This is a genomic window from Tardiphaga robiniae, assembly GCF_013359755.1.
In the GTDB taxonomy this organism is placed as follows: domain Bacteria; phylum Pseudomonadota; class Alphaproteobacteria; order Rhizobiales; family Xanthobacteraceae; genus Tardiphaga; species Tardiphaga robiniae.
The window spans coordinates 247637-261565 of sequence record NZ_JABMCJ010000094.1 but is presented as its reverse complement, the minus strand read 5'-3'; the positions used below and the strand labels follow the sequence as shown (position 1 = coordinate 261565).

Genomic DNA, 13929 nt, shown 5'->3' with positions numbered 1-13929 from the left:
AACCATATGACCGCTGTTGCTGCCAAAACCGCCCTGACCGGCTGCCTCGCGCCGATCGACAAAGGCGGACTCGAACAGCTGATCGCCAACGGCAAAGCCAATCCCAATGTCATCAAGACACTGAAGTGCAAGACGGTGGCCGAGGGCAAATTCCGCCACGCCAACTACATCCGCAATCTGCCGCCCTATATCGTCGATGAGCCGCCGGCCCTGCTCGGCGACGACACCGCGCCGAATCCGTCAGAGGCGTCATTGGCGGCGCTTGGCTCCTGCATCGCCGTCGGCCTGCACGCAAATGCCGTGCATCGCGGCTGGACCGTCAACAAACTCGAACTGCAGCTCGAAGGCGATCTCAATATCACAGCTGTCTGGGGCACCGGCGATATCGGCGAGAAGCCGGTCGGTTTTACCGATGTGCGCATCAAGGTCGACATGGAATGCGAAGGCGTTCCCCAGGCCGAGATCGATGCGCTGATCACCCACGTCAAGAAATGGTCGCCCGTCGCCAACACGTTTACGCGCCCGGTCAATCTCGAAGTCTCTGCCTGAATGTGAGTTAGCGCGGCCGCAGCGATGCGGCCGCAGTCTCTCTTCCTTGTGCGTGACGGAGATCGACATGACCACGACGGCAGTGCTGCGGAAATCTGACGATATTGAAGGGGCCGGCGACACACCGTCGCTCGTTGAACGAATAGCTGTCGTCGCGCGCACCGATCTTTCACCAATAGTTTTGGAGATCGATGAAGGCACAATCTATCCAGATCGGGCGCTACGTCATCTCGGCGATGTCGGTGCCTGGTCGGCACACGCGGATCTCGGCGAGACGATCGCGGGCATCACCACCATCGGCGAGACTTGCGGCTCCACGGCCTTCATGGCGTGGTGCCAGAACACGCTGGTCTGGTACATCCTCAACTCCGACAACGCCGCACTGAAGGCGAAGTATCTGAGCGATGCCGCGAGGGGCAAGCTGCTTGGCGGCACCGGCCTATCCAATCCGATGAAGAGCTTCTTTGGCATCGAGAAGCTCAAGCTGAAAGGTCGCCGCACCAACGGCGGTTACATCGTGCGCGGTGCTCTGCCATGGGTATCGAATCTTGGCCCCGACCATATGTTCGGCACCATCTTCGAACTCGATGACGGCTCCGGCGAGAAGGTGATGTTCCTCGCCGACTGCGCCGACGAGAATCTCTCGCTGACGCCGTGCAAGCCGTTCCTCGCGATGGATGGCACCGGCACCTACGCCGTGCAATTTCGCGACGTCTTCATTCCAGACGATCAGGTGCTCGCGGCGCCGGCGATGCCTTTCGTGAAGAGAATTCGCGCCGGGTTCATCCTGATGCAGATGGGCATGGGCCTCGGGCTGGTGCGCGATTGCGTTGCTATCATGGAGAGCGTCAAGCCGTCGCTCGCCCACGTCAATTACTTCCTGCCGCAGCAGCCCGAGGATTTCGCCGGGCTTCTCGCGAAAATGGAGGCCGAGACGATGATGCTCGCCGCCACACCCTTTGACACGAGCAATGCCTATTGGCGCAGCGTCGTCGAACTGCGTCTGCGCGCCGGCGACGCCGCCGTCGCCGCAGCCCATGCAGCGATGCTGCATTGTGGCGCGCGCGGCTATCTCAAATCGCACCGCGCCCAGCGCCGACTGCGCGAAGCCTATTTTGTGGCGATCGTCACCCCCGCCACCAAGCAGCTCAGAAAAATGCTCGCAGACAATGCGCGCGAATATCAGGGAGACCAGGGCGGGGCGTGATCCCGATCATGCAAATGATCCCGATCACGCGAACGGACAGTGAATTGACTTAAGTCACGGCGAAACGACAGGCGATCCAGCACAAACGACTCAACAACGACGGTTCAACACAATGGAGGCTTTCAATGGCTGAAGTTCTCATTTCCGCAGACGACCTCGTCACGTTCATGAAGTCAGAACCTTGTGTCATCATCGACACGCGCAATCCCGACGCCTATGCGGCCGGGCATATCCCCGGCGCCGTCAATCTCCATGAAATCTTTACGTTCCTCGCTACCTCGACGCCCGAAGGCATGGACGAGCTGAAGAAGAAGTTCGCTGCGGCCTTCGGCGGTGCCGGCCTGTCCGGCAGCGAGACTGCGGTGATCTACGAACAGTCGATGAATTCGGGATTCGGCCAGTCCTGCCGCGGCTACTTTCTGCTGGAGTTTCTCGGCTATCCCAAGATCAAGGTTCTGCATGGCGGCTTTGAAGCCTGGACCATGAAGGGCCTGCCGACCACCACGGATGTTCCGACGCCGACAGCAGCGTCCTTCGCCATCAAGCCGGAAGCCGGCTCGATCCTGATCGATGCGGGCACCATGCAGGGCGCGCTCGGCAATCCGTCGATCGCCATTCTCGACGTGCGCGATGTCGACGAGTGGATCGGCGAGAGTTCGTCGCCCTATGGCAAGGACTTCTGCCCGCGCATGGGCCGCATTCCCGGCGCCGTCTGGATCGAGTGGTACCGCATGATGAAACCGACATCAGACGGTCCGCGCTTCAAGTCGAAGAACGAGATCCTTGCCGAATGCGCCACTGTCGGGATCACGCCGTCGACCACTGTCTATCTTTACTGCTTCAAGGGCGCACGCGCGTCGAACACGTTTCTCGCACTAAAGAATGCCGGCGTCGCCGATGTCCGGATGTATTTCGGCTCGTGGAACGAATGGAGCCGCGATACGAAGTATCCAATCGAGGAAGGTTTGCCGCTGGTTGGCGAGAAGCAGGCGCAGGCGGCGTAGAACTCCAGTGTCGTCGCCCGGCCTGGCGCGCAATTGCGCGCTTTGACCGGGCGATCCAGTCAGAGTGTCAAAACAAAAGGCCCGCTCTCACGAGCGGGCCTTTGCTTTTTCGATCCGAGGCAGTCAGGCATCCGCCCTTCACCACGCACTACTCAAGCATGCGAAATATCCCACAACTTAGTCATCGACCGTTGTCACCATAGTAGGCGTGTGATTCGCCGGCCAAGAGGCATGCGCTGAGTCAAATTGACTCATGATGTTGAACGAAGGATCGCAGCATGCGTCGACGACGGCGTGGCGTATCGACAGTTCGGGGTGGGCTACGGGGGAAACCCGGCTGCTGTCCCCATGAGGTGACGCCTCGAAATTGTGACCCTTAAAACTATTCTGGCCGGAGTGACGCCTGATTTCGTTGATTGCTGGCGATCGCGTCACTAATAGTTTGCGAGAGTCCATCTATAAGAATCGCAATGAAAAATCTGAAATACGTCGCAGTTCTATGTCTAATGATGATCAGTGCAGCCTCTGCAAAAGAGGCCGAATGGAGGGCTTATGGATTTCATCCAAATGCTCCGATCAATGAAGCCATTGCGACAATGAAGACGGTTTGCGCCGCTAGCCCGACCGCTCGTAGACAGCCAGGCACGACAATCGATATTCACTCTTGCAAAATGTTCGATCAGGCCTCGCTTGAGGTGTGGTCCATCTGCGGAGAACTTATTCACCTATCCATCCGCAAGACACTTCCTGACGGCAAGGAGGCCATGCGCTCTGTCTTTCGTGACTGTGGCCCACCATTGGCTCTTCAAAATATAAACGAACGAAGTGTCGCGCTGGTCTGCACTCAAGCAGGCGGCTCCGTTGAAATCGGATTTGCTGAGAGCAGCGAAAGGGTCATTCTCACGAGGTCTTATTCGGGTGACATCGGCTCGGCGAATAAGGCCTGCCGCGATTGATAGCGCAATCTGTCGTTGTCCCGGCAATCAGCGCGAGGCGGCGAGGCTTTAAGCTTTCTTCCGGGCAGTCTTGACGAGTGATTTCTTGGCCGGTGCGGGGCGCTTCTTCGCAATGGGCCGTCGGACGTGGTGGTTGCTAAAACCTGTTACAGTTGGAGCAGCGAGACTATCGCTGAGGAAGATGACTTCAGGTCCTTCAGATTTTTCACCGGCACTGTAATTCAAAAGGTAGGTGATAGGGTCGAAGGTGGAATAAGCAGAGCGGATTTCTGGAACGTCATCATAAGAGACTACCCAATTGGTTCGACGCTTCTTCCGAAGGGCGTCAGCGATCTCCTTATGGTCCTCTGGACGCGCGTTCGATCAACTCATCGGGCGCTCGTAAGTCTGCGTAACGTGTCTGGTAAACATCTTGCGGAATGATCTAGAAAAGCTTATATTTTTCAAGTAGTTAAATTCCGCCATCGCAATCCTTTCCTGGACACCAGTCGTTTCCCTACCCAGTTGATATCAAGCGTCCCGAAAGCAAAAGGCCCACTCTCACGAGCGGGCCTTTCTTATTTCTCATCCCTGTCGAGCTAACCTTAGCCCTTCAGCACATCCACCAGCGTGGTGCCGAGGCGTGCCGGCGACGGCGAGACGCGGATGCCGGCGGCTTCCATGGCTGCGATCTTCGACTGGGCGTCGCCCTTGCCGCCCGAGACGATGGCGCCGGCATGGCCCATGCGACGGCCGGGAGGTGCGGTGACGCCGCCGATGAAGCCGACCATCGGCTTCTTGCGGCCGCGCTTGGCTTCGTCCTTGATGAACTGTGCCGCGTCCTCTTCCGCCGAACCGCCGATTTCGCCGATCATGATGATCGAGGTGGTCTTGGGGTCGGCCAGGAACATCTCGAGCACGTCGATGAATTCGGTGCCCTTGACCGGATCGCCGCCGATGCCGACCGCCGAGCTCTGGCCGAGGCCAGCCTGGGTGGTCTGGAACACGGCTTCATAGGTCAGCGTGCCGGAGCGCGACAGGATGCCGACGCTGCCGGGCTTGAAGATGTTGGCCGGCATGATGCCGATCTTCGACTCACCAGCGGTGACGACGCCCGGGCAGTTCGGCCCGATGAGGCGCGACTTGGAGCCGGACAGCGAACGCTTCACGCGCACCATGTCGAGCACCGGAATGCCCTCGGTGATGCAGACGATCAGCGGGATTTCCGCGTCGATGGCTTCGCAGATCGCGTCTGCTGCGCCCGGCGGCGGCACATAGATCACCGACGCATCGGCGCCGGTCTTGTCGCGGGCTTCGGCCACGGTGTCGAACACCGGCAGGCCGATATGCGTCGAGCCACCTTTGCCCGGCGAAGTGCCGCCGACCATCTTGGTGCCGTAGGCAATCGCCTGTTCGGAGTGGAAGGTGCCGTTCTTGCCGGTAAAGCCCTGGCAGATGACCTTGGTATTCTTGTCGATCAGGACGGACATCGGCTTACTTTCCCTTCACGGCGTTGACGATCTTCTGAGCGGCGTCGTCGAGATCGTCGGCGGGCAGAACGTTGAGACCGGATTCACGGATGATCTTCTTGCCTTCCTCGACATTGGTACCTTCGAGGCGGACAACCAGTGGCACCTGGAGGCCGACAGCCTTCACTGCGGCAACCACGCCGGCAGCGATGACATCGCACTTCATGATGCCACCGAAGATGTTGACCAGGATGCCCTTCACGTTCGGATCGGCAGTGATGATCTTGAACGCTGCGGTCACCTTCTCCTCGGAAGCGCCGCCACCGACGTCGAGGAAGTTGGCCGGGCTTTCGCCATAGAGCTTGATGATGTCGAGCGTAGCCATTGCGAGGCCGGCGCCGTTGACCATGCAGCCGATGGTGCCGTCGAGCGCGATGTAAGCGAGGTCATATTTCGACGCCTCGATTTCCTTGGCGTCTTCTTCGGTCGTGTCGCGCAGCGCGACGATTTCCGGGTGACGATACAGCGCGTTCGAGTCGAACGACATCTTGGCATCGAGGCACTTCAGCTCGCCCTGCTTGGAGATAATCAGCGGATTGATCTCCAGCATGTCCATGTCCTTGGCGATGAATGCGGTGTAGAGCTGCGACACCAGCTTCTCGGCCTGCTTGGCGAGATCGCCCTTGAGGCCCAGCGCCTGAGCCACGGTGCGGCCGTGGTGGCCCATCACGCCGGTGGCCGGATCGACCGAGAAGGTCACGATCTTGTCCGGGGTGTTATGCGCGACTTCCTCGATGTTCATGCCGCCTTCGGTCGAGACGACGAAAGCAACGCGCGAGGTTTCACGGTCGACGAGCAGCGAGAGGTAGAATTCCTTTTCGATGTCCGAGCCGTCTTCCAGATAGATCCGGTTGACCTGCTTGCCCGCGGGGCCGGTCTGTTCGGTCACGAGGGTCGCGCCGAGCATTTCCTTGACGAACTGCTTGGTCTCGTCGATCGACTTGGCGAGGCGGACGCCGCCCTTGTCGCCGGCCGATGCTTCCTTGAACTTGCCCTTGCCGCGGCCGCCGGCGTGGATCTGGCTCTTCACCACCCACAACGGACCGCCGAGCTGCTTGGCGGCAGCTTCCGCTTCCTCGGCCTTGAGGATGGGCACGCCTTTGGAAACGGGCACGCCGAATTCCTTCAGCACGGCCTTCGCCTGATATTCATGGATATTCATAAGTTGCTCCCGAACCCCGGATGGTGAACTTGGAATTCACGTCATTTTCTTTGAACTGGCATACCGTATACCAAGCATGCTGCAAGTCAAAGCCGACGATAATTCCGCGTGACGGACGAATTGGCTGAGGGGTTCGTTGCAGTGTTTGCCAACGTCGTCAAATGCAAAACCGGCACCCAGAGGGTGCCGGTGAAGTGAGCTTGATCTTAGCCGAGCAGGTCGGGTGCGATCTTCTTGCAGGCGTCCATCAGGCCGACCACCGAAGCTACCGACTTGTCGAAGCCTTCCTTGTCCTTGCCGAGGAGTTCGATCTCGACGATGCGCTCGACACCCTTGGCGCCGATGACAACGGGAACGCCGACATACATGTCCTTGACGCCGTATTCACCGTTCAGGTGAACGGCGCAGGGCAGAACGCGCTTCTTGTCCTTGAGATAGCTCTCAGCCATCGCGATGGCCGACGCGGCCGGAGCGTAGAAGGCCGAACCGGTCTTGAGCAGGTTGACGATCTCGGCGCCGCCATTGCGGGTGCGGTCGACGATTTCGTCGATGCGGGCCTGCGAGGTCCAGCCCATCTTCACGAGGTCGGGCAGCGGGATGCCGGCAACGGTCGAATACTTGACCAGCGGAACCATGGTGTCGCCGTGGCCACCGAGCACGAAAGCGGTGACGTCTTCAACCGACACATTGAATTCATCGGCCAGGAAGTAGCGAAAGCGCGCCGAGTCCAGCACGCCGGCCATGCCGACGACCTTGTTCGCCGGCAGGCCGCAGGCCTTCTGCAGCGCCCAGACCATCGCGTCGAGCGGGTTGGTGATGCAGATGACGAAGGCGTTCGGGGCGTACTTCTTGATGCCTGCGCCAACCTGCTCCATCACCTTGAGGTTGATCGAGAGCAAGTCGTCGCGGCTCATGCCCGGCTTGCGCGGCACGCCGGCGGTGACGATGATGACGTCCGAACTTTCGATCGCCTCATAGGAGTTGGCGCCGGTCAGCTTGGCGTCGAAGCCGTCAACCGGCGAGGATTGCGCGAGATCGAGCGATTTGCCCTGCGGCACACCTTCCGCAATGTCGAACATCACGACGTCGCCGAGTTCTTTCAGGCCGACGAGGTGAGCAAGTGTTCCGCCGATCTGACCAGAACCAATCAATGCGATTTTGTTACGCGCCATGGGAAATCTATCCTTTAAGCCCGAAGGGGTAGGGAGGGAGCAGGAAATGCTGACAGGCTGGTTATCCCTTTCGCGGACACCGTTCAAGTCGGAGCCTGCCCAATTGTCGAGCGCCGGCCTGCAATGCAAATTATTATGAGTGAACTGGAAATTGGAATCGCTCGTGAAAGTACCGATTCCGCTTTGATATCGATCTGATCGCGCGCGTCAGGTTTCGACCAGGCCCGTGGTGGCGCCTGACGCCGTGGAATCGCTGCGGCCATGGGGCAGGGCCAGATATGTTTCTGAACCCATCTCGAACAGCCGCGACGCGGTCCGCGCGAATTCCATTGCCTCGAAACCTTCGCTGGCCTGATACAGCGCGTGCGGTTCGCCGGCCGCCGAGGCCATCAGCTTCACGGCATTGTCATAGAGCGTGTCGATGAGTGTGATGAAGCGTTTGGCGGCGTTGCGGTCGCCGTAGTCCATCATCGGAATATGTTCGATGAACAGCGTGTGATAGTCGTGCGCCAGTTTCAGATAGTCTGACGCGCCAAGCGGCTTCTCGCAGAGGTCGCCAAATGAAAACCGGGCCACGCCCTGCGCTTCCAGGGGAACACGCAGCGTGCGGCCCTTGATCGAGATATCACGCGACCTTGCCGGTGCGCCGCCCGTGAGCTTTGCCCAGGCCTTGTCGAGCGCGGCCTTTGCTGCATCATCGTCCGGCACCAGCCAGCTCTTTACGCCGGCCAGCTTTTCCAATCGATAGTCTGTGCGCGAATCCAGTTTGCGCACTTCCATATGATCTTCGATCTGTTTGATGAACGGCAAAAACAGCGCGCGGTTGAGGCCGCCTTTGTAAAGATTGACGGGTTCGACATTGGACGTCGCGAAGACGACGGTGCCGAGTTCGAACAGCCGTGCGAATAGTCGGCCGAGGATCATCGCATCGGCGATATCGGTGACGTGAAATTCGTCGAAGCAGAGGAGCCAGGCTTCGTCGAAGATCGAATTCGCCGTCAGCGCGATGACATCGCCGTCGGGGAGCTCGCCGCTCGCGATTTTCTGGCGAAAATTATAGATGCGCTCATGGGTGTCGGCCATGAACTCATGGAAATGAGCGCGACGCTTGTGCGTGACCGCGCTGGCTTCGAAGAACAGGTCCATCAGCATGGTCTTGCCGCGGCCGACCTCGCCATGGACGTAGAGACCGCGCGGCGGTTGCATATCCTTGTCGCCGAACAGGCGTCCAAAGAAGCCCTGCTTGCGCGGTGGCTTATAAGTGGACAGCGCAACGTCGAGCGCCACGATGGCCTCGACGGCGCCGGCCTGCGCCGGGTCAGCCTCGATGGCGCCGGAGGCTACGAGGGCTTGATATTGTTCGCGGAAGGATTGCGGAGGGCTGGACGACATGGGGCCCTAACGGCCCCATACGCCCGGAAAATGCAAGATGCGAATTGGTCGAAGCGGATATGCGCTCATGCGCAGAGCGCGTAGGAATCCTCGACCAGATAAGGGCCGCCGCCCGTGGATGCCCGCGACGAGAACAACACGAAGCGCGAGGCGGTGAAGATCTTCGTCGGGAAGTAGCCCCGCACCGAAAGATAGTCGGCGACGTCGCGGTCGCAGGAATCGCGCAGCCGGGCCAGCGTGACATGCGGCGTGAATTTGCGGCCCTCGGGCTCGAGCCCGCAGCGGCGCACCAGCCGTTCCAGTTCGGATTGCAGTTCAAGCAGCGGACGGCTCGGCTCGACCGCAGCGACGACAGCGCGGGGTTTCTTGCCGCCGAAGCTCGAAAGGCCACGCACCGCGACCTCGAAGGGTCTGCGCTCCACGCGTGACATCAGATCGGCGATTTCGTTGGCGGAAACGCCATCGATATCGCCGATGAAGCGAAGCGTGACATGATAATTTTCGGGATCGATCCAGCGTGCGCCTGGCAGGCCGCCACGCAAATTGGCCAATGTCTGGCCGATCTCGGCTGGTATCTCCAGTCCGGCGAACAAACGCGGCATAGTCAGCTCCTCTTTGCCGGGGCGCGATTTTCGCCGAAAGGTGCTGACTACGGTGTGCTTACGCACGCCCGCACCCCTCGGCGAAAATCATGCCCGAACAAACGAGCCGGTGACGAATCACCGATGTCTTTTTTTACCCGACTTCTGTGACTCTGCGAAGCAGATGCCGCGCTCGGTGCATGAAGGTTCCGTGAAAAACCGTCATTAAGGTTGAGGCTGCCTGTTTCTCAACTGCGTTGCCCAGCGATCGTGCCGACAAATGCCTCGACGCTGGGCAGGATGTTTTTCACGACGATGTCGACGCCATCCGCTGTCGGATGCATCGCGTCGGCCTGGTTGAGTTTACTGTCACCGGCGACGCCTTCGAGAAAGAACGAATAGAGCGGCACGCCAAATTGCTTGGCGAGATCCGGATAGATCGAATTGAACTTTTCCGCATAGTCGGCGCCGTAGTTCGGCGGTGCCACCATGCCGCAGAGAAGCACGGCGATGTTGCGGGCCTTCAGCCGCGTCAGAATCTCGGTGAGCGCCGCACGCGGGACCTTCGGATCGGTGCCGCGCAGCGCGTCGTTGGCGCCGAGTTCGACGATCACGCCCTGCGTCCCCTCGGGCACCGACCAGTCGAGCCGCCCGAGGCCGCCCGAGGCGGTATCCCCGGATACACCCGCATTGATCATCTCGACCTCTATCCCCTTGTCCTTCAGGGCCTTTTGTAGCCGGACCGGAAACGCGGCTGCCGCCGGCAGGCCATAACCTGCGCTCAGGGAGTCCCCCAGCACGACCAGTTTGACGGGCTTGGCCGTGCCGGTGGCGGCCGTCTGCGCCGTAGCGGTGGGGATCGGAAGTGCGACCGTCAGCCCGGCGACGACCAGCCACATAAACGTGCGCAGCAGCCCCTCGACCGCCGCAAACGAAGTGCCATATGAAGCTCGCATGGATACTTTCATTGAAGCCTCATCATCGGCCGGCGTTTCGCCGGACACCATTTCAATCTCTAACATCAACCTCTCGCTCGGCACCGGCGCCGCGCGTGTGCATATCCTCAAGGATATCAGCCTGCGCGTCGGATCGGGTGAAGCGATCGGGCTGATTGGCCCGTCGGGCTCCGGCAAGTCCACGCTGCTGATGGTGATGGCGGGGCTGGAGCGTCCTGACTCCGGTCAGGTGGTGGTCAATGGCACCTCTTTCAATGATCTCGATGAGGACGGATTGGCGCGGTTTCGTGGCCGTCATGTCGGCATCGTCTTCCAGTCCTTTCACCTGATCCCGACCATGACGGCGCTGGAGAATGTCGCGGTACCGCTGGAGCTGGCAGGTCATCCCGACCCAGCCGGCCGTGCGGCGCGCGAGCTGGAAGCGGTCGGTCTCGGCGCCCGTCTGCATCACTATCCGACCCAGCTTTCCGGTGGCGAGCAGCAGCGCGTCGCGCTGGCGCGCGCATTGGCGCCGGATCCTGCGATCCTGGTCGCCGACGAGCCGACCGGCAATCTCGACGAATCCACCGGCGGCCAGATCGTCGATCTCTTGTTCGCGCAGCACGCGCAGCGCGGCATGACGCTGGTGCTGGTGACTCACGACAATACGCTGGCGCATCGCTGCGACCGCGTGGTGCGATTACGTTCCGGCCGGATCGATGGGCCCGCCACCGAGCGCAACTGGGTCGAGACGGCCTGATCCGATGACCATCACCGAGACCATTCCTAACAGCCGAGGCCCGTCGCTGGCGTTGCGTTACGCTTTCCGCGAGATGCGCAGCGGCCTGCGCGGCTTCTACGTTTTCATCGCCTGCATCGCGCTGGGCGTCATGGCCATCGCAGGCGTTGGCTCGGTCGCGGCAAGTTTGGGCGAGGGCGTGGCGCGCGAAGGCCGTACGCTGCTCGGCGGCGACGTGGCATTCTCGCTGATGCAGCGTGAGGCCAAGCCGGAAGAACTCGCCTTCTTGCGCGCACGCGGTGCGGTGTCGGTTGCCGCAACGCTGCGCGGCATGGCGCGCGCGCCGGACGGCAATCTTGCGCTTGTTGAGATCAAGGCCGTCGATGGCAGCTATCCCTTGCTCGGCAAGGCGACCCTGGCGCCGGACATGCCGATGAGCGATCTGCTCGCCGAACGTGACGGGGCCTATGGCGCCGCGACGGATACGACATTGATGGCCCGGCTAGGCCTCAAGGTTGGTGACCGCCTCACGGTCGGTCATGCGACGTTCGAGCTTCGCAGCGAAATTTCAGCGGAGCCCGACAAACTCGCTGGCGGTGTCGGGTTCGCGCCGCGTTTCCTCACCAGTGAGGACGCTCTGCGCGCCACCAAGCTTCTGCAGCCCGGCAGTCTGGTGCGCTGGATCTATCGTGTTCGCCTGCCGGACACCGTTTCCGGCGATCGCGCTGCCAAGGCGCTGGCTGACGATGCGCGTGCCCAATTGCCGCAAGCCGGCTGGGAAATCCGTTCGCGCGACAACGCGTCGCCGCAGCTTGAGCGTACCATCACGCGATTCACCCAGTTCCTGACATTGGTCGGCCTCGCGTCCCTGCTGGTCGGCGGCGTCGGCGTCGCCAATGCCGTGAAGAGCCATATTGATCGCCGCCGCGATGTCATCGCGTCGTTGAAAGCGCTTGGCGCGACTGGCCGCGACGTATTCGCGATCTACCTCACCCAGGTACTGGTGCTGGCGGTGATCGGCTCGCTGATCGGTATGGTGGTCGGTGCGTCCTTGCCGTTTGCCATTGTCGGCCTGTTCGGCAAGCTGCTGCCGCTGCCGGTGGTGCCGGCGCTTCATCTCGGTGAGCTGGCATTGTCGTTGCTGTACGGGCTGCTGACGGCGCTGGCCTTCGGCCTATGGCCCTTGGCGCGCGTACACGACGTGCCGGTTGCGGCGCTGTTTCGTGATGCGGCACTGACGGAATCGCACCGGCCGAAGCTGCGCTATATGCTCTGGATGGCACTCGTGGTCGGGCTACTGATCGCGGTGGTGGTCGGGCTCGCTTACGACAAACGTGTCGCTGCCGTATTTGTGGTGTCGTCGATGGTCGTGTTCGCCTTGCTGCGCGGTATCGCCGGCGCATTGATGGCTTTTGCGCGCAAATTACCGCGGCCGAGCATGACCATGCTGCGGCTGGCTATTGCCAATATCTACCGGCCGGGCGCGCTGACGCCGTCGGTGGTGATGTCGCTCGGGCTCGGCCTGACCGTGCTGGTGACCGTCACCCAGATCGACGGCAATCTGCGCCGGCAGTTCATGGCAGCGCTGCCGGAGAAGGCGCCGTCGTTCTATTTCATCGACATTCCCTCCACCGAGGCCGACCGCTTCAGCGCGTTTCTCAGGGAGAAGCAGCCGCAGTCGACCGTCGAGGATGTGCCGATGCTGCGCGGCCGGATCGTCGCCGCGCGCGGCGTCAAGGCAGAAGACCTCAAGCCGTCATCCGATGCCGAATGGGTACTGCAGAGCGACCGCGGCCTCAGTTACACCAACGAGGTTCCGCGTGGCTCCAAGCTGGTCGAGGGCGAATGGTGGGCGCCCGACTATAGCGGCCCGCCACTGGTGTCGTTCGAGAAGAAGCTGGCCGACGGGCTCGGGCTCAAACTGGGCGACGAGGTCACCGTCAACGTGCTCGGCCGCGATATCACCGCCAGGATAGGCAATATGCGGTCCGTCGACTGGCAGAGCCTCGGCATCAATTTCGTCCTGGTGTTCTCGCCCAATACCTTCCGCGGTGCGCCGCATACCCATATTGCCACGCTGACCGAACCGAAGTCCGATCCGTCCCAGGACGCCGGTCTGGTCAAGGCGGTGGCCGACGCATTCCCGATGATCACCACCGTGCGGGTCCGGGAAGCGCTCGACACTGTGGGATCGGTTGTCACAAATCTCGTGCTGGCGATCCGCGGTACCAGCGCGGTGACGCTGCTCTCGGCCATCCTCGTGCTCGGTGGCGCGCTGGCCGCCGGTCACCGGCATCGCGTCTATGACGCCGTGATTCTCAAGACCCTCGGCGCAACGCGTGCGCGGCTTTTGGGTGCCTATGCCCTCGAATATCTGATGATCGGCTTGGCCACGGCGGTGTTTGGGGTCATCGCCGGCTCGGTGGCGGCGTGGCTGATCGTCACGCGCCTGATGACGCTGAGCTTTGTCTGGCAGGCTGGCAGCGCGGCTGGCGTCGTGCTGGCGGCGCTAATTGTCACAGTGGGTTTGGGCCTGGTGGGTACGTTGGTAGCCTTGAACCAGAAGCCTGCCACCGTGTTACGGAATTTGTGATCTGTTTTGACACGAAGCAGCCTTTGCACGGGCTGATTCGTGCAAAATGACTGAGAAATCGCCAAGCTTGCGTCAGGCTGAAAGTTTACCCGGTTGCCTGAATGCAAATTGGAGCGACATTCCGCCACGCG

12 protein-coding genes are annotated in these 13929 nt (G+C 61.1%); 6 read left to right on the top strand and 6 right to left on the bottom strand.

Annotated elements, in window-relative coordinates; all coding sequences use genetic code 11:
• Positions 1–6: 6 nt before the first annotated feature.
• From HP556_RS27500 to HP556_RS27485, 4 genes are all read left to right on the top strand, one after another.
• On the top strand, positions 7–549 hold the full coding sequence (locus tag HP556_RS27500) for an OsmC family protein (protein ID WP_175369285.1): 543 nt from the start codon (positions 7–9) through the stop codon (positions 547–549).
• A gap of 67 nt (positions 550–616) precedes the next feature.
• On the top strand, positions 617–1756 hold the full coding sequence (locus tag HP556_RS27495) for an acyl-CoA dehydrogenase family protein (RefSeq protein WP_175369284.1): 1140 nt from the start codon (positions 617–619) through the stop codon (positions 1754–1756).
• 125 nt (positions 1757–1881) lie between these two features.
• Complete coding sequence (locus HP556_RS27490) at positions 1882–2760, top strand: sulfurtransferase (protein WP_175369283.1); 879 nt, start codon at positions 1882–1884, stop codon at positions 2758–2760.
• A gap of 470 nt (positions 2761–3230) precedes the next feature.
• Positions 3231–3716 (top strand): hypothetical protein, encoded by a 486-nt coding sequence (locus tag HP556_RS27485; RefSeq protein ID WP_175369282.1) that lies wholly within the window; start codon positions 3231–3233, stop codon positions 3714–3716.
• A 584-nt stretch (positions 3717–4300) separates the two neighbouring features.
• On the opposite strand, the gene sucD is transcribed toward HP556_RS27485, so the two are convergent.
• The 6 genes from sucD to HP556_RS27455 all read right to left on the bottom strand — a co-directional run bounded on the left by sucD (position 4301) and on the right by HP556_RS27455 (position 10487).
• Positions 4301–5185 (bottom strand): succinate--CoA ligase subunit alpha, encoded by an 885-nt coding sequence (sucD, locus tag HP556_RS27480; protein WP_093757749.1) that lies wholly within the window; start codon positions 5183–5185, stop codon positions 4301–4303.
• A gap of 4 nt (positions 5186–5189) precedes the next feature.
• On the bottom strand, positions 5190–6386 hold the full coding sequence (sucC, locus tag HP556_RS27475; protein WP_089263274.1) for an ADP-forming succinate--CoA ligase subunit beta: 1197 nt from the start codon (positions 6384–6386) through the stop codon (positions 5190–5192).
• Between the two features lie 206 nt (positions 6387–6592).
• A complete protein-coding gene (gene mdh / locus HP556_RS27470) occupies positions 6593–7558 on the bottom strand; it encodes a malate dehydrogenase (protein WP_175369281.1) in 966 nt (321 codons plus the stop codon).
• Positions 7559–7765: 207 nt separating this feature from the next.
• Positions 7766–8950, bottom strand: coding sequence for a cell division protein ZapE (gene zapE, locus HP556_RS27465; protein WP_175369280.1), 1185 nt, complete (start codon positions 8948–8950; stop codon positions 7766–7768).
• Between the two features lie 65 nt (positions 8951–9015).
• Positions 9016–9552 (bottom strand): RNA 2',3'-cyclic phosphodiesterase, encoded by a 537-nt coding sequence (thpR, locus tag HP556_RS27460; protein ID WP_089263280.1) that lies wholly within the window; start codon positions 9550–9552, stop codon positions 9016–9018.
• A gap of 227 nt (positions 9553–9779) precedes the next feature.
• The gene (locus tag HP556_RS27455) at positions 9780–10487 is read right to left on the bottom strand and encodes an arylesterase (RefSeq protein ID WP_175369279.1); all 708 of its coding nucleotides are present in this window, start codon (positions 10485–10487) and stop codon (positions 9780–9782) included.
• Here HP556_RS27455 and HP556_RS27450 point away from each other — a divergent pair.
• Entirely contained in the window at positions 10486–11226 is a 741-nt protein-coding gene (locus tag HP556_RS27450) for an ABC transporter ATP-binding protein (RefSeq protein ID WP_089263284.1), read from the top strand. The two genes, HP556_RS27455 and HP556_RS27450, sit on opposite strands and share 2 nt — an antisense overlap.
• A gap of 4 nt (positions 11227–11230) precedes the next feature.
• On the top strand, positions 11231–13798 hold the full coding sequence (locus tag HP556_RS27445; RefSeq protein ID WP_175369278.1) for an ABC transporter permease: 2568 nt from the start codon (positions 11231–11233) through the stop codon (positions 13796–13798).
• Positions 13799–13929: the final 131 nt, after the last annotated feature.

Bases quoted from the DNA above. Each gene is read 5' to 3' on its own strand.
- sucD (WP_093757749.1), bottom strand. From the start codon at position 5,185: ATGTCCGTCCTGATCGACAAGAATACCAAGGTCATCTGCCAGGGCTTT.
- sucC (WP_089263274.1), bottom strand. From the start codon at position 6,386: ATGAATATCCATGAATATCAGGCGAAGGCCGTGCTGAAGGAATTCGGC.
- mdh (WP_175369281.1), bottom strand. From the start codon at position 7,558: ATGGCGCGTAACAAAATCGCATTGATTGGTTCTGGTCAGATCGGCGGA.
- HP556_RS27485 (WP_175369282.1), top strand. From the start codon at position 3,231: ATGAAAAATCTGAAATACGTCGCAGTTCTATGTCTAATGATGATCAGT.
- zapE (WP_175369280.1), bottom strand. From the start codon at position 8,950: ATGTCGTCCAGCCCTCCGCAATCCTTCCGCGAACAATATCAAGCCCTC.
- HP556_RS27495 (WP_175369284.1), top strand. From the start codon at position 617: ATGACCACGACGGCAGTGCTGCGGAAATCTGACGATATTGAAGGGGCC.
- HP556_RS27500 (WP_175369285.1), top strand. From the start codon at position 7: ATGACCGCTGTTGCTGCCAAAACCGCCCTGACCGGCTGCCTCGCGCCG.
- HP556_RS27445 (WP_175369278.1), top strand. From the start codon at position 11,231: ATGACCATCACCGAGACCATTCCTAACAGCCGAGGCCCGTCGCTGGCG.
- HP556_RS27450 (WP_089263284.1), top strand. From the start codon at position 10,486: ATGGATACTTTCATTGAAGCCTCATCATCGGCCGGCGTTTCGCCGGAC.
- thpR (WP_089263280.1), bottom strand. From the start codon at position 9,552: ATGCCGCGTTTGTTCGCCGGACTGGAGATACCAGCCGAGATCGGCCAG.
- HP556_RS27455 (WP_175369279.1), bottom strand. From the start codon at position 10,487: ATGCGAGCTTCATATGGCACTTCGTTTGCGGCGGTCGAGGGGCTGCTG.
- HP556_RS27490 (WP_175369283.1), top strand. From the start codon at position 1,882: ATGGCTGAAGTTCTCATTTCCGCAGACGACCTCGTCACGTTCATGAAG.